This window comes from Streptomyces sp. NPDC001617 (genome assembly GCF_053596855.1).
This window is the reverse complement of sequence record NZ_JBSFHA010000005.1, coordinates 204,359-226,485: the sequence shown is the minus strand read 5'-3', so window position 1 is coordinate 226,485 and position 22,127 is coordinate 204,359. Positions and strand designations below refer to the sequence as shown.

General features: G+C 70.7%; 23 protein-coding genes and 1 tRNA gene. 19 read left to right on the top strand and 5 right to left on the bottom strand.

Features of this window, described 5'->3' with window-relative positions; all coding sequences use genetic code 11:
• Positions 1–102 precede the first annotated feature (102 nt).
• The 5 genes from moaC to ACWC09_RS06435 all read left to right on the top strand — a co-directional run bounded on the left by moaC (position 103) and on the right by ACWC09_RS06435 (position 3,455).
• Entirely contained in the window at positions 103–615 is a 513-nt protein-coding gene (moaC, locus tag ACWC09_RS06455) for a cyclic pyranopterin monophosphate synthase MoaC (protein WP_450849088.1), read from the top strand.
• Positions 600–1,148, top strand: a complete 549-nt coding sequence (locus tag ACWC09_RS06450; protein ID WP_450849133.1) for a MogA/MoaB family molybdenum cofactor biosynthesis protein — start codon at positions 600–602, stop codon at positions 1,146–1,148. Before moaC ends, ACWC09_RS06450 begins: the two co-directional genes overlap by 16 nt.
• A 20-nt stretch (positions 1,149–1,168) precedes the next feature.
• Positions 1,169–1,825: a GNAT family N-acetyltransferase gene (locus tag ACWC09_RS06445; RefSeq protein ID WP_450849086.1), complete on the top strand. Its 657-nt coding sequence runs from the start codon at positions 1,169–1,171 to the stop codon at positions 1,823–1,825.
• Positions 1,826–2,021: 196 nt separating this feature from the next.
• Complete coding sequence (gene sepX, locus ACWC09_RS06440; RefSeq protein ID WP_450849084.1) at positions 2,022–3,284, top strand: divisome protein SepX/GlpR; 1,263 nt, start codon at positions 2,022–2,024, stop codon at positions 3,282–3,284.
• 97 nt (positions 3,285–3,381) lie between these two features.
• Positions 3,382–3,455: transfer RNA gene (locus ACWC09_RS06435), tRNA-Ala, on the top strand.
• Positions 3,456–3,560: 105 nt separating this feature from the next.
• Here ACWC09_RS06435 and ACWC09_RS06430 read toward each other — a convergent pair.
• Complete coding sequence (locus tag ACWC09_RS06430) at positions 3,561–4,037, bottom strand: GNAT family N-acetyltransferase (RefSeq protein WP_450849083.1); 477 nt, start codon at positions 4,035–4,037, stop codon at positions 3,561–3,563.
• 67 nt (positions 4,038–4,104) lie between these two features.
• Here ACWC09_RS06430 and ACWC09_RS06425 point away from each other — a divergent pair, with 67 nt between their 5' ends.
• Positions 4,105–4,908: an exodeoxyribonuclease III gene (locus ACWC09_RS06425; protein ID WP_450849081.1), complete on the top strand. Its 804-nt coding sequence runs from the start codon at positions 4,105–4,107 to the stop codon at positions 4,906–4,908.
• 55 nt (positions 4,909–4,963) lie between these two features.
• Here the strand turns inward: ACWC09_RS06425 and ACWC09_RS06420 are convergent, their stop codons facing one another.
• Both ACWC09_RS06420 and ACWC09_RS06415 read right to left on the bottom strand, forming a co-directional pair.
• Positions 4,964–5,599: a DUF6518 family protein gene (locus tag ACWC09_RS06420; RefSeq protein ID WP_450849079.1), complete on the bottom strand. Its 636-nt coding sequence runs from the start codon at positions 5,597–5,599 to the stop codon at positions 4,964–4,966.
• A gap of 152 nt (positions 5,600–5,751) precedes the next feature.
• Positions 5,752–6,396, bottom strand: a complete 645-nt coding sequence (locus ACWC09_RS06415; protein ID WP_450849077.1) for a MerR family transcriptional regulator — start codon at positions 6,394–6,396, stop codon at positions 5,752–5,754.
• Positions 6,397–6,546: 150 nt separating this feature from the next.
• Between ACWC09_RS06415 and ACWC09_RS06410 the strand changes: the two genes are divergently transcribed.
• The 4 genes from ACWC09_RS06410 (at position 6,547) to ACWC09_RS06395 (ending at position 10,156) form a co-directional block, all read left to right on the top strand.
• Positions 6,547–8,079 (top strand): flavin-containing monooxygenase, encoded by a 1,533-nt coding sequence (locus tag ACWC09_RS06410; RefSeq protein WP_450849075.1) that lies wholly within the window; start codon positions 6,547–6,549, stop codon positions 8,077–8,079.
• Entirely contained in the window at positions 8,076–8,993 is a 918-nt protein-coding gene (locus ACWC09_RS06405; protein ID WP_450849073.1) for an alpha/beta fold hydrolase, read from the top strand. Before ACWC09_RS06410 ends, ACWC09_RS06405 begins: the two co-directional genes overlap by 4 nt.
• Positions 8,990–9,874, top strand: coding sequence for an SDR family oxidoreductase (locus tag ACWC09_RS06400; protein WP_450849072.1), 885 nt, complete (start codon positions 8,990–8,992; stop codon positions 9,872–9,874). Before ACWC09_RS06405 ends, ACWC09_RS06400 begins: the two co-directional genes overlap by 4 nt.
• 87 nt (positions 9,875–9,961) lie before the next feature.
• The gene (locus ACWC09_RS06395) at positions 9,962–10,156 is read left to right on the top strand and encodes a hypothetical protein (RefSeq protein WP_450849070.1); all 195 of its coding nucleotides are present in this window, start codon (positions 9,962–9,964) and stop codon (positions 10,154–10,156) included.
• Between the two features lie 148 nt (positions 10,157–10,304).
• Here ACWC09_RS06395 and ACWC09_RS06390 read toward each other — a convergent pair whose 3' ends face one another.
• Positions 10,305–13,574, bottom strand: coding sequence for a S41 family peptidase (locus tag ACWC09_RS06390; RefSeq protein WP_450849068.1), 3,270 nt, complete (start codon positions 13,572–13,574; stop codon positions 10,305–10,307).
• Positions 13,575–13,742: 168 nt separating this feature from the next.
• Here ACWC09_RS06390 and ACWC09_RS06385 point away from each other — a divergent pair, with 168 nt between their 5' ends.
• The 9 genes from ACWC09_RS06385 to ACWC09_RS06345 all read left to right on the top strand — a co-directional run bounded on the left by ACWC09_RS06385 (position 13,743) and on the right by ACWC09_RS06345 (position 20,911).
• A complete protein-coding gene (locus ACWC09_RS06385) occupies positions 13,743–14,333 on the top strand; it encodes a TetR/AcrR family transcriptional regulator (protein WP_450849066.1) in 591 nt (196 codons plus the stop codon).
• Between the two features lie 131 nt (positions 14,334–14,464).
• Positions 14,465–16,687 carry an MMPL family transporter gene (locus ACWC09_RS06380; RefSeq protein ID WP_450849064.1) on the top strand — a complete coding sequence of 741 codons (2,223 nt, stop codon included), beginning with the start codon at positions 14,465–14,467 and terminating at the stop codon, positions 16,685–16,687.
• A gap of 193 nt (positions 16,688–16,880) precedes the next feature.
• On the top strand, positions 16,881–17,309 hold the full coding sequence (locus ACWC09_RS06375) for a hypothetical protein (protein ID WP_450849063.1): 429 nt from the start codon (positions 16,881–16,883) through the stop codon (positions 17,307–17,309).
• Positions 17,310–17,319: 10 nt separating this feature from the next.
• A complete protein-coding gene (locus ACWC09_RS06370; protein WP_450849061.1) occupies positions 17,320–17,874 on the top strand; it encodes an isochorismatase family protein in 555 nt (184 codons plus the stop codon).
• Between the two features lie 366 nt (positions 17,875–18,240).
• Complete coding sequence (locus ACWC09_RS06365) at positions 18,241–18,750, top strand: YbaK/EbsC family protein (protein WP_450849059.1); 510 nt, start codon at positions 18,241–18,243, stop codon at positions 18,748–18,750.
• Positions 18,747–19,592 carry an EamA family transporter gene (locus ACWC09_RS06360; RefSeq protein WP_450849057.1) on the top strand — a complete coding sequence of 282 codons (846 nt, stop codon included), beginning with the start codon at positions 18,747–18,749 and terminating at the stop codon, positions 19,590–19,592. Before ACWC09_RS06365 ends, ACWC09_RS06360 begins: the two co-directional genes overlap by 4 nt.
• A 133-nt stretch (positions 19,593–19,725) precedes the next feature.
• Positions 19,726–20,355: a DUF3887 domain-containing protein gene (locus tag ACWC09_RS06355; RefSeq protein WP_450849055.1), complete on the top strand. Its 630-nt coding sequence runs from the start codon at positions 19,726–19,728 to the stop codon at positions 20,353–20,355.
• Positions 20,352–20,543 (top strand): PLDc N-terminal domain-containing protein, encoded by a 192-nt coding sequence (locus ACWC09_RS06350; protein WP_450849053.1) that lies wholly within the window; start codon positions 20,352–20,354, stop codon positions 20,541–20,543. Before ACWC09_RS06355 ends, ACWC09_RS06350 begins: the two co-directional genes overlap by 4 nt.
• A gap of 92 nt (positions 20,544–20,635) precedes the next feature.
• The gene (locus tag ACWC09_RS06345) at positions 20,636–20,911 is read left to right on the top strand and encodes a DUF1876 domain-containing protein (protein ID WP_450849051.1); all 276 of its coding nucleotides are present in this window, start codon (positions 20,636–20,638) and stop codon (positions 20,909–20,911) included.
• A gap of 45 nt (positions 20,912–20,956) precedes the next feature.
• Here the strand turns inward: ACWC09_RS06345 and ACWC09_RS06340 are convergent, their stop codons facing one another.
• Complete coding sequence (locus ACWC09_RS06340; protein ID WP_450849049.1) at positions 20,957–22,123, bottom strand: serine hydrolase domain-containing protein; 1,167 nt, start codon at positions 22,121–22,123, stop codon at positions 20,957–20,959.
• Between the last annotated feature and the right edge of the window lie 4 nt (positions 22,124–22,127).

Genomic DNA, 22,127 nt, shown 5'->3' with positions numbered 1-22,127 from the left:
CGGTCCTGGTCAGTTGTTTGCGCCGACTTGGGGGTACCGTGTCGCGCACAACAGGCCCACGCGCCGCACCGCGAGGGGCCCGGACCGGGAGCGCCACACAGCATGACTGTTCCTTCCCGGGGGAATCCCCCCGGACCCCCTGCGCAGGACCGACTGACGCACATCGACGAGGCGGGCGCCGCCCGCATGGTCGACGTGTCCGAGAAGGACGTGACCGCGCGCACGGCGCGCGCCAGCGGACGTGTCCTCGTCTCACCGCGCGTGGTCGAGCTGCTGCGCGGCGAGGGGGTTCCCAAGGGCGACGCCCTCGCCACCGCGCGCATCGCGGGCATCATGGGTGCCAAGCGCACCCCGGACCTCATTCCGCTCTGTCACCCGTTGTCGGTGTCCGGTGTGAGACTGGATCTGTCGGTCGCGGACGACGCCGTGGAGATCCGGGCCACCGTGAAGACCACGGACCGCACGGGCGTCGAGATGGAGGCCCTCACCGCGGTCTCCGTCGCCGCGCTCACCGTGATCGACATGGTCAAGGCGGTCGACAAGGGAGCGGTCATCACGGACGTGCGCGTGGAGGAGAAGACGGGCGGCAAGTCCGGCGACTGGAGCCGGGCGTGAGCGCCGGGGCGCACGCCGAGAACCGCGCGCCGTACCGCGCGCTGGTCGTGACCGCCTCCAACCGCGCCGCCGCCGGTGTCTACGAGGACAGAGGCGGTCCACTGATCGCCGCGGGCCTCGCAGGCTTCGGCTTCGCCGTCGAAGGCCCGCAGGTCGTCCCCGACGGCGACCCGGTGGAGACCGCGCTGCTGGTCGGCGCCGAGGCCGGGTACGACGTGATCGTGACCACCGGCGGCACCGGAATCTCCCCCACCGACCGCACACCCGAGGCCACGCGCGCGGTGATCGACTACGAGGTGCCGGGCATCGCGGAGGCCATCCGGGCGTTCGGACGGGAGAAGGTGCCGACCGCCGCGCTGTCCCGGGGACTGGCCGGAGTCGCGGGGCGAACGCTCATCGTCAATCTGCCGGGTTCCACCGGCGGGGTGAAGGACGGACTGGCCGTCCTGGAGCCCCTCCTGGTCCACGCCGTCGACCAGATCCGCGGCGGCGACCACCCCAGACCCGGCGCCACCAGTGGGGGTGCGAGCTGAACAGCCCATCCTGGCCCGTCGTGCTGGCGGACGGCGACATCGTCCTCCGGCCGATAAAACTGCGCGACCAGCGGGCGTGGCGCGAGGTCAACCGGCGCAACCGGGACTGGCTGCGCCCCTGGGAGGCGACCATTCCGCCCCCCACGCCCAGCGGGCCGATCGCGCACCGGCCGACCTACCGGCAGATGGTCCGCCATCTCAGGTCCGAGGCGAACGCGGGCCGGATGCTGCCGTTCGTCATCGAGTACCAGGGGCGGCTCGTCGGGCAGTTGACGGTCGCGGGAATCACCTGGGGCTCGATGTGCTCGGGGCACATCGGCTACTGGGTGGACGAGTCGGTGGCCGGCCGCGGTGTGATGCCGACGTCCGTGGCGCTCGTCGTGGACCACTGTTTCCGCGCCGTCGGTCTGCACCGCATCGAGGTCTGCATTCGCCCGGAGAACGGGCCCAGCCGCCGGGTCGTGGAGAAACTCGGATTCCGCGAGGAGGGCCTCAGGCCGCGTTATCTCCACATCGACGGAGCCTGGCGCGACCACCTCGTGTTCGCACTCACCGCGGAAGAGGTTCCCGACGGGTTGCTCAACCGTTGGCAGCGGGCACGCTCTCAGCAGGCCTCGCACGACGCGCCGCGCACCACCCCGCGGAACCCGCAGAACACGCCGGGGAATCCCGGATAGCCGTCTCAAGGTCCAGGAAATTGAATAAGTGTTCGAAATTGATCGATCGGTGACCGGCTCAAGCCATTAAATTCGCGGCCTCGGCGGGCTGCTGATCGCATCGGTCACAAAAAAAGTTCGAAATATCAGCCAGATCGTGCGACACACCGGCTCAATTGGCAGATGGCCTCACGCAAACCCCTCTACCGTGTGAGGCGTGAGCAGCAGCGGCCTCATCTACGCAGTCATTGTCGGGGCCTGGGCCGCCTACTTGGTGCCGATGTGGCTCCGTAGGCAGGACGAGCTGAACGAGGCCCGTCCGACGGAACGCTTCAGCACCGCCATCCGGCTACTGTCCGGACGGGCGGGCATGGAGCGCCGGTACGCCAAGGACCTGCGCGCGCGCTCCACCGACGAGGGGGAGTCCAGCGCCGACGACCCGGACGCGGTCACCGACTCGGTGGACGTCCGGGCCTTCGCCATGCCTCCGACGCGCCCGCAGGCGCGCGCGGAGGTGCAGGCGCCGGTGCCTGGGCGTGCGCAACCGGCGCGCGAACAGGCGGAAGCGCCGGCGCCCGCGCCCAGTTCCAAGCCCGCACCCTCATCCGGATCCGCTCCCGCGCGCACATCGGCCCCCGCGCCGGCGCGCAAGCGCGTCCCGGCCGCGCGGCGCACGCCCTCGGAGGAAGCCGCCGCGGCGCGCGCCCGGCGTACGAAGGCGCTCGCGCGCCGTCGGCGCACAACCGCCATGCTCTTCTTCGCCTTCACGCTCGGCGCGATCGTCGCCGCGGTCGGGGGGCTCGCGTTCCTGTGGGCGCCCGGCGTGCCCGCCGTGCTGCTCAGCGCGTACATCGCCCATCTGCGCTCCCAGGAACGCAGGCGCTTCGCCTATCAGATGGACCGGCGCCGGGCCGAGGCCGCCGCGCAGCGGCTGCGGGAGCGGGCGCGTCAGCCGCGTCGGCGTGCGACCGCGGAGGCGGATGCCGACGAGCCGGACGAGGGACCAGAGACCGAGACCGACACCGGGTTGTCCGCGCTGGCCGCCGACCGGCGGGCCCTGGTCGAGCAGACCGACCATGCCGAGTGGGTGGACCAGCAGCGTGAGCGGCAGCGGCGGCCCGGGCACGGGGACAGCTGGGATCCGGTTCCGGTGCCGTTGCCGACGTACGTGACGGCGCCGGTTGCTCCGCGGGCCACCGCGGACGTGGATCTCGGGGCGCCGGACGCGTGGAGTTCGGCGCGGTCGAGTTCCGTCGCGCGGGAGCAGGAGGCGCAGGCCGGCTCCGGTGGCGAGAGGCGGGAGGAGGCGGCGTCGGAAGAGGCCGCCTCCGAGGATGACCCCGCGGAGGCGAAGGCGGACGACGACGGGCGCAGTGACGCCCGCCGGGCGGCTTCCGCACGGCGGGCGCGGGAGCGTGGGCGTACGCCGTTGTTCGACCAGTACGAGGACGGCGAGCGGCCGCGGGCCGCCAACGAGTAGCGCGCCCACCCGCCCCACCTGTGCTGCTGCCGTCTACCGGGCCGGGAACGGATTTCCAAGCACGCGGATCGGGGTGCTAGAGTTTCACTCGTTGCAAGGGCCTGTGGCGCAGTCCGGTAGCGCACCTCGTTCGCATCGAGGGGGCCAGGGGTTCAAATCCCCTCAGGTCCACCGCAACAACTGACCAGGGAAACCTGAGGCAGTTGACGAGATCCCGTCCGATCGGAAGATCGGGCGGGATCTTTGCTGTGGCTGACGCCTTGTCAGAGCGGACTGTCACAGCTCCTTCGCGAAGCAGCAGCTGTCCTCGTGGTGGCGGTAGTAGCCGAACTTCGCGCACGGCTCGTACCCGCTGGACGTGTAGAGGGCGATGGCCTCGGGCTGCTTGGTGCCGGTCTCCAGGACCATCCGGACCCGGCCCGCCAGGCGGGCATCCTCCTCCAGGGCGGCCAGGACGCGCCGGGCGAGACCGCGCCCTCGGGCCGGCGCCACCACGAACATCCGCTTGAGCTCGGCGTCGCCGTCGAGGTTGCCCTCGTCGTTCAGGTCCTGGGCGCGCCAGCCGCCGGTGGCGACCGGGGCGTCGTTCTCGTCGTAGACGATCAGGTACACGCCGTTCGGCGGATCGAAGTCCGTCGGGTCGAGGGCGGTGGCGTCTCCGCCGTCGCCGTAGCGGACGTGGTATTCGGCCTGGACCTCGTCGTTCAGCTTGACGGCGTCCGGGTGGTCGAAGGAGACGCGTCGTATATTCATGTCGAAGATCGTACACCTATGCATGCGGAGGAATCGGTCTTCACCAGTGTGCCGGTATCGTTCCCGCGTGCTCACTGTGACCTCCGCCAATGTGAACGGACTGCGCGCCGCCGCGAAGAAGGGCTTCGTGGAGTGGCTCGCCGAGACCTCCGCCGACGTCCTCTGCCTGCAGGAGGTGCGTGCCGAGCCGCAGCAGCTGCCCGAGGACGTGCGTACGCCCGAGGGGTGGCATGTCGTGCACGCGCCCGCCGCCGCGAAGGGCCGCGCCGGCGTCTCCCTCTACACCCGCCGCGAGCCCGACCGTATCCAGGTCGGCTTCGGATCGGACGAGTTCGACGGCAGTGGGCGCTACGTCGAGGCCGATCTGCCGGGTGTGACGGTCGCCTCCCTCTACCTCCCCTCCGGCGAGGTCGGCACCGAGCGGCAGGACGAGAAGATCCGCTTCATGGGTGAGTTCCTCGCCCACCTCAAGGGGTTGCGCGAGCGTGCCGCCGCGGACGGGCGCGAGGTTGTCGTCTGCGGCGACTGGAACATCGCCCACCAGCCCGCCGACCTCAAGAACTGGCGCGCCAACCAGAAGAACTCAGGGTTCCTGCCGGAGGAGCGGGCGTGGCTGAGCCAGGTCTTCGACCCGGAGGACGGGGGGTACGTCGATGTCGTACGCGCCCTGCAACCGGACGTGGAGGGGCCGTACTCGTGGTGGTCGTACCGCGGGCGGGCCTTCGACAACGACGCCGGCTGGCGCATCGACTACCAGGTCGCGACCCCCGGGCTCGCCGCCCGGGCCGTCAAGGCGGTCGTGGAGCGGGCGGCCACTCACGCGGAGCGGTGGTCGGACCATGCTCCCGTGACCGTGACCTTCGAGAGGTGAGGCCTCGTCGGCCTCAGTGGCCTCGGCCGCCCTCACGCCGAGATTCTCGGCAGCCTCACGCCGACACGTGCTGCAACGGCAGTTCGACGACGACGTAGGCGACCACCGACAGGGGCAGCGCCACGAGCAGCGTCAGTGCGCGCTCGCTGTGCCCACGCGCCATCACCAGCGGGATGAGGACGAGCAGCGCCGCGCAGGTCCAGGCCTGTCCCGCGTAGTGCAGCACCTGTCCGGCCAGGATGGCCTCCGTCCCGAACACGCCCGCGAGCGCGGCCAGTCCGACGACCCGACGGCGTGCGGTGTGCCCACGTCGCCACCATGCCCCCGCGGCACCGAACAGCGGTCCGCTGACGAGAGCCATCACCAGCCACACCGCCGGCCAGAACGGGCCGCCCATGCCGCTGCGGCCGAACTCCGCGCAGCCGTAGTAGCCGACGACCAGGCCGATCGTCGTGCCCAGGCCGGCCAGCACCGACTTGCGCAGGGCCAGGTGCCCGGCGGCCGCCAGCGCGCCGGCCGTGAACGCCGGTACGCACCACACCGCACCGGAGTTGGCGATCTGGTTCGAGGCGCCGGGGAGTCCGCCCTGGGCGAGGTTGGTGAGAACACCGAGCGCGATTCCCGCCACCGGCGCGGAGATCCACCACCGGTTGAGCCCCGGGACCGAGCCGATGGCTGTGCCGATCGTCATGCGGGTGACTATACGCATCGGCTATACATGCTGTCTATACATGTCGTCTATACGTGCTGTGTATAGCAGCGTATGGCCCTGCGCGGTCGTGTGTAGCCGCGTGCAGCCGTGTGTGACTCTCGTTGGGGGCAGGGAGAGGTCCCGGGAGTGCCCTACCCCTGCTTCCGCAACCGTCGATCCAGCGCCAGCGACAGCTCCGCCTCCACCACGCTCCGCGCCAGCGGGCGCAGTCGCTGCAGGTCATCGTCCGTGCCGTGGCGGAGGACCAGTTCGGCGAACATCTCGGCCATGTCGTCGACGTGTTCGCGGACTCGTTTGCCGGCCGCCAGGACCTCGGCCAGCGGGATGCCCTCGCGGACCAGGGCCGAGGAGACGTCCAGGAGGCGGCGGCTGATGTGGACGATCTCCTCGCCGTCGGTGCCGAGGTAGCCGAGATCGAGGGCGGCGGCGAGGTTCTCCGTGGTGACCTGGCCCTCGAAGCGGGCGGCGAGTTCCTCGGGCGTGAGACGGACCGGCTCCTCCTCGGTGGGCGGAGTGACGCCCAGGAGGTCGGCGACGTCGCGGCCGTGATCCAGGGCCTCCGCCAGCTCCGCGATGCCGGTGAGGGTGTGGCCGCGTTCCAGGAGTGCCGCGATGGTGCGCAGACGGGCCAGGTGGTGGTCGTCGTACCAGGCGATACGGCCCTCGCGGCGGGGTGGCGGGATCAGCTTGCGTTCGCGGTAGAAGCGCAGGGTGCGCACCGTGATGCCGGCCAGGCGGGCCAGTTCCTCCATGCGGTACTCGCGCTTCTCGGTCACCACCGCACCTTATGTCGTACCGCCGGTACCCGCGGCGGAGCCGCCGGTGCGAACGCCTTCCCCTCGCCCTCTACCCATCGGTACGGACCTGCTCTACGCTCCCATTGCGCCAGTGTTCACTGGCGCGGTCGCGCGAGGAAGGGCGTCGGCATGGCTGAACGGGAGCATGTGCGGGTGGCGGTGATCGGGTCCGGGTTCGGCGGACTCGGGGCCGCCGTACGGCTGCGGCGCGAGGGCGTCACCGACTTCGTCGTCCTCGAACGCGCCGACAGTGTGGGCGGGACCTGGCGGGACAACAGTTACCCCGGGTGCGCCTGTGACGTGCCTTCCCATCTCTACTCCTTCTCCTTCGCGCCCAACCCCGACTGGCCCCGCACGTTCTCCGGGCAGGAGCACATCCGCGCCTATCTGGAGCATGTGGCGGACGTCTTCCGCCTCCGCCCCCACATCCGCTTCAACTCCGAAGTGAAGATGATGACCTGGGACGTGGAGAAGCTTCGCTGGGACATCGAGACCAGTGGCGGGAGGCTTTCGGCGGACATCGTCGTGTCCGCCACCGGGCCCCTCTCCGATCCCAAGATCCCCGACATTCCGGGGCTCGACTCCTTCCCCGGCAAGGTCTTCCACTCCGCCCGCTGGGATCACGACTACGACCTGCGCGGCAAGCGCGTCGCCATGGTGGGGACGGGTGCGTCCGCCATTCAGATCGTGCCCGCCATCCAGAAGCAGGTCGGCCGCCTCACCGTCTTCCAGCGCACGCCGGCCTGGGTCATGCCCCGAGTCGACCGTGCCATCAGCGGCGCCGAGCGGGCGCTGCACCGGACCCTGCCCTTCACCGCGCAGGCCCGGCGCGGACTGCTGTGGGGCATCAGGGAGTTGCAGGTCCAGGCGTTCACGAAGCACCCCGACGAGCTCGGTTTCGTCGAGCAGTTGGCCAAGCGGAACATGGCTCGGGCCATCAAGGACCCGGCGCTGAGGGCCAAGTTGACCCCCGACTACCGCATCGGCTGCAAGCGGATCCTGCTGAGCAGCGCGTACTACCCGGCGCTCGTCCAGCCCAATGTCGATGTCGTGGCCAGTGGGTTGGGTGAGATCCGGGGGTCCACCGTGGTCGCGGCCGACGGGAGTGAGGCCGAGGTCGACGCCATCATCTTCGGTACGGGCTTCCACGTCACCGACATGCCCATCGCCGAGCGGGTCGTGGGCGCGGAGGGGAAGACCCTGGCCGAGGCCTGGGAGGGCGGTATGGAGGCGCTGCGCGGCGCGTCCGCGGCCGGGTTCCCCAACTGGATGACGATCATCGGACCCAACACCGGGCTCGGGAACTCCTCGATGATCCTGATGATCGAGTCCCAGCTCAACTACATGGCCGACTTCGTACGGCAGTTGGGGGTCCTCGGCGGTCGTGCCGCCCTGGACGCCCGGACGAGCGCCGTCGCCGCCTGGAACCGGCGCGTCCAGAAGCGCATGGAGCGGACGGTGTGGAACACCGGCGGCTGCACCAGCTGGTACCTCGACGCGAGCGGTCGTAACACCACCATCTGGCCCGGCACGACCACGGAGTTCCGGCGGGCGACACGGCGCGTGGACCTGAGCGAGTACGAACTCCTGCGCGCACCCGCCGAGGAGAAGACCGCGGCGAAGGCGGAGGCAAAGGAGGAGGCGGAGGTGGTGGACGCGTGAGTCGTCTGATGCACGTCAGGACCGGGCCCTACGCGCCCCCCGCCCCCGCCCGCGAACTCGTCGCCGTCTCCGCCGACGGCGCCCGGCTGCACGTCGAGATCCACGGCGCCGAGGGCGCCCCCGCCGTCGTCCTCGCCCACGGCTGGACCTGCTCGACCGCCTTCTGGGCGGCGCAGATACGCGACCTCGCCGTCGACCACCGGGTCATCGCCTACGACCAGCGCGGCCATGGACGCAGCCCGGCGAGCCCGGCATGCAGTACGCGGGCCCTCGCCGACGACCTCGAAGCCGTACTGGAAGCGACCCTCGCGCCCGGTGAGAAGGCCGTGATCGCCGGTCACTCCATGGGCGGTATGACGGTGATGGCGGCGGCCGAGCGGCCCGCGTTCCGGGAGCACGCGGTCGCCGTCCTGCTGTGCAGCACCGGTTCGTCGCGGCTGGTCGCCGAGTCGACCGTCGTACCGATCCGGCCGGGGCGTCTGCGGACCTGGCTGACCGAGCAGATCCTCGGGGCGCGGGCGCCGCTCGGGCCGGTCACGCCGATCGCCCGCCGAATCCTCAAGTACGGGACGATGGGGCCGGGTTCGGCTCCGCACATGGTGGAGGCGTGCGCGCGGATCGTGCACGCGTGTCCGCGCAAGGTGCGGTATGCCTGGTCGCAGGTGCTGGCTCTGCTCGATCTCGACCACGGCGTACGGGAGTTGAGGGTGCCGACGGCCGTTGTCGTCGGTACGGCGGACCGGCTCTCGCCGCCCGTGCACGCGCGGGCGTTGGTCGCCGCGCTGCCGAACTGCGTGGGCTCGACCGAGCTGCCGGGCGTCGGCCACATGAGCCCGGTGGAGGCGCCCGAGCTGGTGAGCAGCCGGATCCGGGAGCTTGTGACGACGTACGCAACGATCAAGGAGGGCGCATGAGCAAGGTCAGCCTCGAAGGACAGGTCGCCGTCGTCACGGGCGCCGCGCGCGGTGTGGGCGAGCTGCTCGCGCGGAAGCTGTCGGCGCGGGGGGCGAAGGTGGCGCTGGTGGGGCTGGAGCCGGATGCGCTGAAGCAGGTGTCCGAGCGGCTGCACGGCGACAGCGATCACTGGTACGCCGACGTGACCGATCACGAGGCGATGGCGCGGGTGGCGGGGGAGGTGAAGGAGCGCTTCGGGAAGGTGGACATCGTGGTCGCGAACGCCGGTGTCGCCACCGGAGGGCCGTTCGTGGACTCCGATCCGGAGGCATGGCGGCGGGTGATCGAGGTGAACCTGATCGGGTCCGCCGTGACCGCCCGTGCGTTTCTGCCTGTTCTGATGGAGAGCAGGGGATATCTGCTGCAGATCGCGTCGCTGGCCGCCATGACGCCCGCGCCGATGATGACCGCGTACTGCGCGTCCAAGGCGGGGGTCGAGGCGTACGCGCACAGTCTGCGGGCCGAGGTCGGGTACAAGGGCGTGCGGGTCGGGGTCGGGTATCTGTCGTGGACCGACACGGACATGGTGCGCGGGGCCGACCAGGACGAGGTCATGCGGGAGCTGCGGCAGCGGCTGCCCTGGCCGGCCAACAGGACGTATCCGCTGGGGCCGGCGGTGGACCGGATCGTGGCCGGGATCGAGCGGCGGGCCGGCCATGTGTACGGGCAGGGGTGGCTGCGCGGGATGCAGGGCGTGCGGGGCTATCTGCCGGGGCTCATCGGGACGGTCGGGCAGCGGGAGATGCGGCGGTTCGGGGCACGGTTGGAGGGCATGCGGTCGGGGCTCGTCGGTGCAGGTGGGGCGGCTGATGAGGCGGCTCGGGCTACGCACCGTAACTGATCGAAATGCGCGCATTGTTCCGACGTGTGAATCTGGTCGAGGCCCCGAACAGGGGCTCTTCCCCCACCCCCACGGGAGTGAACCCACATGGGTATGAAGGACAAGTTCCAGGACCAGTCGGAGCAGTGGCAGCAGCAGGCCAAGCAGAAGGCCCAGCAGGGCAAGGAGCAGGGCCAGCAGCGCGGCCGACAGGGCCAGGACCGCGACCGTATGCGTGACGAGGAGCCGGAGCGACTCCAGCGGGAGGAGCAGGACCGGTTCGACGAGGACTACGACGCGTAGCCGGTGCACTTGGCTTTGGCCGAGTTGACGTGGGGCGCCCTGTGTTTTGGGGCGCCCCACGTTCGGTTGAGGCAAGAGGCAAGAAGCAAGAAGCAAGAAGCAATAAGCAAGAGGCAAGAGGCAAGAGGCAAGAGACTGCTGGGCGCCCTCAGGGAGTGGTGCGGGGCGGTAGCTTCGGCCTCGACCGGTCCGGCACATTGCTGTAGTCCGGTGGCGTCGCCGGAGGGTTCGTTTCCAGTAGGTCCACCGCCAACCGCACCGCGTCGTCCAGTTGGGCGTGTCTGCCCTCCGCCCAGTCCAGGGGGGTGCGGAGGATTTCCAGGTCCGGGGTCACCCCTCTGTTCTCCACGCCCCAGCCGTACGCGTCGAACCACGCCGCGTTCATCGGCACCGTGATCACCGTGCCGTCGCCCAGACGGTGGCGGCCGGTCATGCCGACCACTCCGCCCCAGGTGCGCTGGCCGATGACCGGGCCCAGTCCGAGGAGCTTGAAGGCTGCGGTGATCATGTCGCCGTCGGAGGACGTTGCCTCGTCCGCGAGAGCGACCACCGGGCCGCGTGGGGCGTTCGAGGCGTACGACACCGGCTGAGCGTTTCTCGTCAGGTCCCAGCCGAGGATCGTGCGGGTGAGCTTCTCCACCACCAGTTCGCTGATGTGGCCGCCCGCGTTGCCGCGTACGTCCACGATCAGGGCGGGGCGCGAGACCTCCATGCGCAGGTCCCTGTTGAACTGGGCCCAGCCCGAACCGCCCATGTCCGGGATGTGCAGATAGCCGCAGCGGCCGCCGCTCAACTCTCGTACGACCGCACGGCGTTTGGCCACCCAGTCCTGGTAGCGGAGGGGACGTTCGTCGATCAGGGGGACCACCGCCACGCGGCGTGAGCGGCCTGCCCCGCCCTCGGCGGGGGTGAAGGTGAGCTCCACCGTTGTGCCGCCCGCGCCGGCCAGCAGAGGGTACGGGCCCGTCAACACGTCCACCGGGCGGCCGTCCACATGGGTCAGGACGGCGCCCTCGCGGATTCCCGTGCCCGCCAGTGGTGATCGTGCCTTCGAGTCCGACGAGTCGCCCGGGAGGATCCGCTTGACCACCCAACCCTCCTCCCTGCGCACGAAGTTGGCGCCCAACAGGCCCTGCCGGCGCTGGTAGTGGGGTGGGCCCTCGTCGCGGCGGGCCGCGGTGACGTAGGCGTGGGAGGTGCCCAGTTCGCCCAGGACCTCGCGGAGCAGGTCCGCGAACTCGTCGGGGGAGGCGACCCGTTCGACCAGCGGGCGGTACTGGTCCAGCACCGCGTCCCAGTCGACCCCGCACATCCCCGGGTCCCAGAAGTACGCCCGGATCAGCCGGCCCGCCTCCTCGTACGACTGGCGCCACTCCGCCGCCGGATCGACCTCGTGCAGGATGCGGCGCAGGTCGATCCAGACCGTCGTGTCGCCGTCTCCGGATTCGGCGGAGGGGACCGCGCGGAGGTCGTCCTCGTCGACCACCACCAGCCTGGTGCCGTCGCCGCTCACCGCGAACCAGTCCAGGTGGTCCACGAGTTCGGACTTCTTCGCCTTGCTGATGTTGAAGTACTCCAGCGTCGGCCGGCCGCTGGTGTCGTCCGGGTTGGCGAACGTCTCGCCGAGCGCGCCCGAGATGGGCCAGCGCAGCCAGACCAGACCGCCGCCCGCCACCGGGTACAGCGCCGAGTACTTGGAGGCGGTGACCGGGAAGGGGGTGACCCGGTTCTCCAGGCCCTCGATCTCGACGGTCACCGCGCCGTCGCCCTCCTCTTCCTCCACCGGGTCCAGGCCTCCGGCGGCCGGCCGGCCCTCCGGCGTCAGCGCGAAGGGGGAGGGCGTGGCCGAGGACAGGGGGACGAGGTACGGGCGGCAGCCCAGCGGGAAGGACAGGTCGCCGGTGTGGACGTCGTAGACGGGATCGAAGCCGCGCCACGACAGGAACGCCAGGTAGCGGCCGTCCCGTGTGAACACCGGATTCTCGTCCTCGAAGCGGCCGTTGGTCACGTCCACGATCAACCGGTCCTTTATGCGGGCCATCTTGATCTGGCGCAGGGAGCGGCCGATCCCCGGGTGCGACCATGTCAGCCATGCCCCGTCCGGCGAGAACGCCAGGTCCCGTACCGGGCCGTTGATCGAGCGGATGAGCTCGGTGACCTCGCCGCTGGAGTCCTCCGTGCCCGCGGCGGCAGCCGCATCGTCGGACACAGTGATCAGAAGCACCCGTCCGTCGTGCGCGGCGATGGCGATGCGCTCGCCCTGCGGGTCGGAGACCAGCTCCAGCACCCGGCCCAGTTCGCCGGAGGCCAGGCGGCGAGGCTCCCGGTCGCCGGTCGCGCGGGGCAGGTGGGCGATCTCGACCGCGTCCTCGCCCTCCGCGTCGGTCACGTACGCGACCTGGCCGACCGAGCCGAGCATCTCGGGGAGCCGGACCCGTACCCCGGGAGTGTCCGTGATCGTACGAGCGGGTCCGTCGCGGTGGGTCAGCCAGTACAGGCTGCCGCGTACGACGACGGCGCTCGCACGGCCCGTCTCGTCGACCGAGATGCCGTCCACGTGCTGGGCGGCCGGGACCTGGTACGGCCGGCGTCCCGCGCGCGGACCGCTCGGCCGTACGTCGAGCTTCCGTGCCTCGGCGGTCAGGTCGTCGACGATCCACAGGTCGCCGGCGCACTGGTAGATCACCCGGGTACCGTCGCTCGCGGCGTGCCGGGCGTAGAAGGCGTCGTGGTCGGTGTGGCGGCGCAGGTCGGAGCCGTCGTGGGCGCAGGAGTAGAGGTTGCCGACGCCCTCGTGGTCGGAGAGGAAGGCGATCCGGCCGCCCACGAACATGGGGGAGTGGAGGTGCCCTTCGAGGTCGGGGAGGAGGCGGTCGCCGTGCAGCCAGAGTCTGCCCATCGCGCCGCCGCGGTAGCGCTTCCAGGCGGCCGGTTCGTGGGGCGGGGTGCCGGTGAGCAGGAGGGTTCTGCGCTCGCCGTCGATCTCGGCGACCTGGATGTCGGAGACCGGGCCCCAGGGCAGCTTGCGGCCGGGGTCGCCGTCGGGGGAGACCTTGTAGGCCCAGGTGAAGTAGGAGAAGGGCTCTCCGTGGGAGGCGACGGCGAGGATGGTGCCGCCCCTGCCTCCCTGAGCCGGGGTCCAGCCGCAGACCTGGGTGTCGGCCGACCCCCAGTGTGTGAGCTGTCTGCTCGGGCCGCCGTCCACCGGGACGACGTGGATCTCGGGGACCAGGCTTCGCCAGCTCGTGTACGCGATCGTGCCGCCGTCCGGCGAGAAGCGCGGGTGGCCGATCTTCGTACGGTCGACGGTGAGGCGCCAGGCACGGTCCGGGCTGTCCAGACGGGCCAGCCAGAGGTCGTCCTCGGCCACGAAGCACAGCAGGTCGCCGCTCAGGTGCGGCAGGCGCAGATAGCTCACCTCACCATGCTTTTCCGGCACATGGAGCCGGGCAACTTGTGCACGCTTCTTATGTGCGCTTCACGATCGTGAGACAGCACACGTACGAAACGGTTTCGTTTCGCTTGGTCTCGGGGTATGTTCATGGTGGTACGAAGAAGGAATGTCCCGAGCGGGAAGGTGAGTCGCATGACTGAGGTCGCAACGGCGCGTCGCAGTCGGATCACGCCCGAGCGTGAGGCCGAGTTGTACGAGGCCGTGCTCGACCTGCTCCGGGAGGTCGGCTACGACGCCCTCACCATGGACGCCGTGGCGGCCCGCACCAAGTCCAGCAAGGCGACGCTCTACCGCCAGTGGGGCGGCAAGGCCGAGCTGGTCGCCAAGGCGGTGCGGCACAACAAGCCGGGCTCGTCGGAGGCCGTGGACACCGGGTCGCTCCGCGGTGACCTGCACGCCCTCACCCTGCGGTCGGACGACTGCGAGATGGAGGCCAACTCCGCCCTGATGCGGGGCCTGGCCATGGCGATCCACAGCAACGAGGATCTCCTGAGGGCGTTCAAGGAGCACCTGATGGAGCCGGAGATGGCGGAGTTCCGTACCGTCCTGCAACGGGCGGTCGCCCGGGGCGAGGTCCGCGCGGACAACCCGGCGATCGACTTCATGGTGCACATGATGATCGGGGCGTTCGCCGCCCGCGGAATGATCGACGAGCAGCCGCCGACCCAGTCCTTCCTGATCTCGTACATCGACGCGGTGGTCCTACCCGCCCTCCGCGCCTGACACCTCCCCACCCCTCTCCCCTTTTCACCTGACGTCACCGCTCAAGTCGTCGGGACGGTCACCCCTGCCTCCCCGCCGGGCTGATCACCCCTGTCCTCCATGCCCACGACCTGACCGGGAGTCACGTCTCCATGGCCACGTTCCTCTATAAACTCGGCCGCTTCGCCTTCCGGCGACGGCACTTCGTCGCCCTGTTCTGGGTGGCGCTGCTGACCCTCGCGGGGGCCGGCGCGGCCAGCGCCCCCGCCGCCGGCTCCACCTCCTTCTCGATCCCCGGCACGGAAGCACAGAAAGCTTTCGACCTGCTGGAACAGCGCTTCCCCGGCTCCAGCGCCGACGGCGCGACCGGCCGGATCGTCTTCAAGGCGCCCTCCGGCGAGAAGATGACCGACGCCGACAACAAGGCGATCGTCGAGAAGACGGTGAAGGAGCTGTCCGACGGCTCCGAGGTGACCTCCGTCGCCGATCCCTACACGTCGAACGCCGTCAGCAAGAACGGCACCGTCGCCTACGCGTCCGTCCGCTACGACGTCTCCGGCATGGAGCTCAAGGACGTCTCCCGAAACGCCCTGAACGAGGCCGCGCAGGACGCACGGGACGCCGGGCTGACCGTCGAGATCGGCGGCGACGCGCTGCAGGCCGGCGCCGAACCCGGGGCGGTCGGCGAGATCGTCGGCCTCGCCCTCGCGGCCGTCGTCCTGGTCATCACCCTGGGCTCCCTGGTCGCGGCCGGACTGCCCCTGCTCACCGCGATCATCGGCGTGGGCATCGGCGTCTCCACCATCACGGCACTGGCCAAGACACTCGACCTCGGTGACACGACGTCCACCCTGGCGCTGATGATCGGCCTGGCGGTCGGCATCGACTACGCGCTGTTCATCGTCTCCCGCTACCGCGGCGAGCTGGCCGAGGGCCGCTCCCGCGAGGAGGCGGTCGGCCGCGCCACCGGCACGGCGGGCTCGGCGGTGGTCTTCGCGGGCCTGACGGTCGTGATCGCACTCGCGGGCCTCGCGGTCGTCAACGTACCCATGCTGACCAAGATGGGTCTCGCGGCGGCGGGCACGGTCGTGGTGGCCGTCCTCATCGCGCTCACCATGATCCCGGCGATGCTCGGATACGCGGGCCGGAAGGTCAGGCCGGCGGGCGAGAAGCGCCGCAAGAGCAAGGCCGACGCCCCGAAGAAGCCCGGTCTGGGCGAGCGCTGGGCCAGCTTCGTGGTCCGCCGCCCGGCCGCCGTACTGCTGCTCGGCGTGGTGGGCCTGGGCACGATCGCGGTCCCCGCCACCCAACTCGAACTGGGCCTGCCCGACGACGGCTCCCAGCCCACCTCCACCACCCAGCGCAGGGCGTACGACCTGTTGTCGGAGGGCTTCGGCCCCGGCTTCAACGGCCCCCTGATGATCGTGGTCGACGCCAAGGGCAGCGCCGACCCCAAGGCGGCGGCCACGAAGGTGTGCGACGACATCAAGGGCCTCAAGGACGTCGTGACGGTGACCCCGGCGGTCTTCAACAAGGCCGGCGACACCGCGACGATCACCGTCATCCCTGCGTCCAAGCCGTCCTCGACCCAGACCGAGGACCTGGTGCACACGATCCGCGACAAGGGCGCGGACATCACGTCGGCCACCGACGCGAAGGTCCTCGTCACCGGCACCACGGCGATGAACATCGACTTCTCGCAGAAGCTGAACGACGCGCTGATCCCGTACCTGGCCCTGGTGGTGGGCCTGGCCTTCTTGCTGCTGATCGCCGTCTTCCGCTCGATCCTCGTCCCCCTGAAGGCGGCGCTCGGCTTCCTGCTCAGCGTGCTCGCCGCGCTCGGCGCGGTGGTCGCGGTCTTCCAGTGGGGCTGGCTCGGCGGCCTGCTGGGCGTCGAGCAGACCGGCCCGATCATGTCGATGATGCCGATCTTCATGGTGGGCGTGGTCTTCGGTCTCGCGATGGACTACGAGGTGTTCCTCGTGACGCGGATGCGCGAGGCGTACGTCCACGGCGAGTCCCCCGGCCAGGCGGTGGTGACCGGCTTCCGGCACAGCGCACGGGTCGTGGGCGCCGCCGCGGTCATCATGATGGCGGTCTTCGGAGGCTTCATCTCCTCCAGCGAGTCCATGATCAAGATGATCGGCTTCGGCCTCGCGATCGCCGTCTTCTTCGACGCGTTCGTGGTCCGCATGGCGATCGTCCCGGCGGTGCTGGCGCTGCTCGGGCGGCGTGCCTGGTGGCTGCCGAAGTGGCTGGACCGGGCGCTGCCCAACGTGGACGTCGAGGGTGAGGGCCTGAAGGACCTGGGCGACGGCGACGCGAAGGGGAAGGACGCGGACGAGGACGAGGACCGGGAGCTGGTGCGCGCGTGACGGCCTGAGGGCCTGAGACGCTGAGGGCCTGAGGGCCTGAGGGCCTGAGGCTCGCCGGATTCCGGGCGGCCTTCCGAGCTGAGGGGGTGTAGCGGGCTACACCCCCTGTTCGGGAGGCCGCTCCCTCGTTGCGGAGGGCCGTCGCCGGGATCGTGGATCACGTAGCCGGATCCCCCTTTGGAAGGCCCCTCCCGTGAAGCACGCCAAGCCCGTGAAGCCCGTCAACTCCTCCCCCCTCGCCCGCGTTAAGCGGTTCGTCGCCGACCTCGTCCTCTGGCAGCTCTTCGTGGTCGGTCTGGCCGCGAGCACGGGTGCGGGTGCCGTCATCGACGGCCACACCCAGAAGAACATCGTCACCGCCGTCGGCGCGGTGGTCGCGCTGCTCGCGGGTTCGCAGATCGCGAAGAAGCCGAAGATCAAGGCGTTCCTGGGCCGACCCGGGACGCTGTGGTTCCTGTTCCTCTTCAACGGCGCGACCGCGGCGGCCATGTACGTCACCATGGACGGCATCAAGGGCATCCTCGGCGCCGCGATGATGGGCCTTGTGTCGCTGGGGGCGGCCGGTGGGCTGGTGGCGGGCCGCCGGAAGCGGGCGGAGGCGACTGTCAGTGGTGGGGTCTAGCCTGCCGGGCATGACCACACTTCCCGCACGACCCCACACCGCCCTGCTGGTGATCGACGTCCAGCAGGGCGTCGTGGCGTCCGCGCACGAACGGGACGCGGTAGTCGCCAACATCGCGGCGCTCGTCGACAAGGCCCGCGTGGAGGAGGTTCCGGTCGTCTGGGTCCAGCACTCCGACGAAGGCCTGCCGAAGGACAGCGAGGACTGGCAGTACGTCCCCGAGCTGCCGCGCCGCGCATCGGAGCCCCTGATCCACAAGAACTACGGCGACTCCTTCGAGGGCACGGACCTGGAGGAGGCCCTGGCCGCTGCGGCAGTCGGCCACCTGGTGGTGACCGGCGCGGAGACGGACGCGTGCATCCGCTCCACGATCCACGGCGCGTTCGTACGGGGCTACGACGTGACCCTGGTCGCCGACGCGCACACGACGAACGACAACAGCGAGTGGGGCGCGCCGACGCCGGACCAGGTCATCGCCCACACGAACCTGTACTGGCGCTGGCAGGGGGCGCCGGGCCGGACGGCGGCCGTCACCGAGACAAAGGCGGTGACCTTCGGCGACTGAGCACCTCACCGGGGCGACGTCCCAGGACCCCGGACCTCGACCGCCGGCTCCGCCCGGTCGATCCGCGAGCTCGATGCCGGCTCCCGGGGTGACACAGCGCGGCGGTGAGGAGCTCAAGCGGTTCCGCGTCCGGCACGACGGCTGCTTCGTGGAGGACGACGAGGACTTCGAGCGGTGGTCGGGCGGGTGTCGGTGAGCTCGGCACGGAGGGTGCGGGCCCACGACGTGGCTGGGGGCGCGAACGCGCCTCGCAGGGCGTGACGAGTCGCTGGCCGGTGGTGGGATGTGCGGGCGTGGGACGGAGGTGCGGCCGGCCCGTGGGAACTCGGTCGCGTGCCCCGTACACCGGCCGCTAGCGTGCCGTGCATGACGACCGCCGACATCACCGACAGCTCCGGAGCCCATCCCCGGTTCGCGGACGCCCTGCGCGCACTGGGTCTGGACGACCTGCACAGCCGTATCCGCCGCTTCCCGGACGCGACCCGCACCGCCGCCGAGGCCGCCGCGGCGATCGGTTGCGAGCTGAGCGCGATCTGCAAGTCGCTGATCTTCGCGGCGGACGGCGTCCCGGTGCTGGTGCTCATGGACGGAGCCTCGCGGGTGGACGTCGAGCGGGTGCGGCAGGAACTCGGCGCCGAGAAGGTGACGCGGGCCAAGGCGGACGTCGTACGGGAGACGACCGGGTACGCCATCGGCGGGGTGCCGCCCTTCGGGCACCGTACGAAGACACGGGTGTTCGCCGATCGGTCGCTGCTTGAGCACGAGGTGGTGTGGGCCGCGGCCGGAAATCCGCACGCCGTGTTCCCGATGGAGCCCAAGGACCTGGTCGCCCACGCCGGAGCCACCCTGGTGGACGTGCGCGAGCGCACCTCGTGACTCCGCTGGTCGCCGCGGCCGTCCTGTTCGCCGCGGTCACCCACGCCAGCTGGAACGCGATCGCCCACCAGATCACCGACAAGCTGGTCGGCTTCACGCTGATCGCGGGCGGCGGCATGCTCATCGGGCTGGTGATGGCACCGTTCGTGGCGTTCCCGGCGGCCGCGGCATGGCCGTATCTCCTGGTCTCCGCGGTCATCCACGTCGCCTACTTCGCCCTGCTCATGCGGTCCTTCCGGCTCGGCGACTTCGGGCAGGCGTACCCGATCGCCCGAGGCACCGCGCCCCTGGTGGTCACCCTCCTCGCCGCCGTCTTCGCCCACGAGGTGCCGAACGGCTGGGCGGCCGCCGGTATCGCCCTGTCCTGCGCGGGCCTGACCGGCGTCGCGGTGTGGGGGCTGCGCGGAAGCCGGCCGAACTGGGCGGCGATCGGCGCGGCACTCGCCACCGGCCTGACCATCGCCGGCTACACGGTCGTGGACGGACTGGGCGTACGGGCCTCCGGCTCCTCCCTCGGGTACATCGCCTGGCTGATGGCGGTGGAGGGGGTCGTGATCCCGTCGTACGCGCTCTACCGCTGGCGCGGTCAATTCACCGCTCTGCTACGGCCGTTCGCAGCCGTCGGCCTGCTCGGCGCCGCCTTGTCCGTGGCGGCGTACGGCCTGGTCCTGTGGGCCCAGACGAAGGCCGAGCTCGCGCCGATCGCGGCCCTGCGCGAGTCGTCGATCATCGTGGGCGCGGCGATCGGGGCGGTGTTCTTCAAGGAGCGGTTCGGGGCGCCGCGGATCGCTGCTGCGGGGCTGCTGGTGGTGGGGATCGGGCTGATGCTGCGGGCCGGGTAGGCGGCTGGTTGCTGGTGGCTTGCGGTCTGCGGCCTGCGGTCTGCCGCCTGTGGCTTGTGGCTTGTGGCTTGTGGCTTGTGATGGTTGTAAAGGATGCCTTGACGGCGATGGCCTGTAAAGGCATCCTTTACGTATGGCCGAACCCTCGCCGTCCCTCTCCGAGTTGAGCGCCCTGCTGGCCGAGCGGACCTCGGTCCTGGCCGGGGCGCTGGGCAGCCCGCTGGCGCCGCCGGCCTATCTCGACCTGGTCCGGCGCTCCAGGGACGTCGACGACATGGCGGAGCAGGTGCTCCGGCTCTGCGTGCAGCAGGCCCGGGACGCCGGACACACCTGGCAGGAGATCGGGGACCTGCTGGGCGTCACCCGCCAGGCCGCCTTCCAGAGGTTCGGCAAGCCCATCGATCCCCGGACGGGAGCACCCATGGACAAGACGGTGTACATGACCGACGCCGCCGAACGCGCCGTCGCCATCGTCACGGACGTCCTGGACGGCCGCATGGACCGGGCCCGGCAGTCCTTCAACGACGAGGTCCTGGCCGCGTTCACCGACGAGGTGAGGGGCAGCGGCCTCGCCACGGTCGCCGGACTGGTCGGCGCCTTCGAGGGGTTCGGCGAGGCCGAGCCGTTCGTCCGGCGCATCGGCGACCACACGGTCGTCGACGTCCCGCTGCGTTACGAGGCCGGTGACATGAAGGCGCGGGTCGCCTTCGGTACGGACGAGAAGGTCGCCGGCATCTTCATCCTCGCGCCGGAGACACCGTGACACTCTCGATCTGGGCGGCCGTCGTGCCGTTGGTGGCGGTGGTTCCGGCCGTCCTCTGCATGGTCGACATCGCCCGGCACCCGGACACCCGGACCCTGACACCGCAGGCCTGGCTGGCCATCTGCGCGTTCGGGAACGTCTTCGGTCTCGTCGCCTATCTGAAGTACGGCCGCGACGAGGGCCGGTAGAGCGAAGAGAGCCGAGAGCCGGTCGTCCGTCAGTGGTGCGTACGGGCCCGCCGAGGAGCACCCTGGAAGCAGGTGTTCCGGAGGTGATCGTCATGATGCACACCACTGTGGGATGGCACATCGAGCTGGAGTTCCGGGAGGACGAGCAGCACACGGAAGCGGTCGCGTTGGTCCGGCTGCCCGACGGGACCGAGGTACGGGCACACGGACACGCGGCCCGCCACCACACCGACTCCAATCAGCCCAGGGTGGGCGAGGAGATCGCCGGCGCTCGGGCGCTCAACGAGATCGCGATGCAGCTGCTGACCAAGGCGCACGGGGAGATCGACTCGGCGTCGGGGCGGACGTCGCACCCGATCAACGTGTAGTGCACAGTGTTATGTCACATATCACATGTCACATAGCACTGAGCTCTACGGTGTCACCACGCCCCGTACCGCCCGCACCAGCGCCTGCGCCCGCGGGTCCGCCGTCACGCTCTTCCTGAATCCGTTGGTCACATAGCCGAAGGCGATGCCCGACTCGGGGTCGGCGAAGCCGAGCGCGCCGCCGCGGCCCGGGTGGCCGAAGGAGGTGGGGGCGAGGAGTGGTGAGGCCGCTCCGTGCAGCATGTAGCCGAGGCCGAACCGGGTGTGCACCACCAGTACACGGTCCGGCCCGGCGCTGCGCTCGGTGCGGGCCAGCTCGACCGTCTCCGGCGTGAACAGGCGTGTCCCGCCGTCCACTTCGCCGACGAGGGACGCGTAGAAACGGGCCAGGCCGTCCGCCGTCGCGATGCCGTTGGACGCGGGGAGCGCGGCGGCACGGTACGCCGGGTCGTTCTCGTCGGGGAGCGGCGTGATCGCGGCGAAGGCGCGGCGGGTGAGGGAGGCGGGGTCGGCGTAGGCCTCGGAGACGGCGCGCTTGGGGCGGGTGCGCAGGCCGTTCGGGTCCACCGGCGGGTCGTCGAGCTGGGCGACCCGGCCGACACGCGCCTGCTCGGCGTACGGCAGCCCGAGCCAGAAGTCCGCCCGGACCGGGCTCGCGATCTCGTCCGCGATCCACTCACCGATCTCGCGCCCGGTGATCCGCCGCACCAGCTCGCCGGTCAGCCAGCTGTACGTCTGCGCGTGATACCCGTGGTCCGTCCCCGGCTCCCACACAGGCGTCTGCGCGGCGACCGCCTCGGCGCCGAGATCGGGGTCGGCCGCCTGGGCGGGCGTGAGCGGGGTGTCCAGTACGGGCACGCCGGTCCGGTGTGCGAGCAGATGCCACACCCGCGTCCGCTCCTTGCCGGCCGCCTTGAACTCCGGCCAGTACTCACCGACCGGCGCGTCCAGGTCCAGCTCTCCACGCTGGTGCAGCAGCAGGAGTACGGCGGCTGCGACGCCCTTGGTCGCCGAGCGCACGATCTGCGCGGTGCCGTGCTGCCAGGGCTCGATGCCGTCGACGTCCTTGGTGCCGCCCCACAGGTCGACGACCTTGTGCCCTTCCCGGTAGACGGCGACCGCCGCGCCCCGGTCCTCGAGTTCCGCGAAGTTCCGTACGAACGCTTCCCTGACCGGTTCGAAGCCCTCGGCGACCGCCCCGTTCACGTCCACGTCC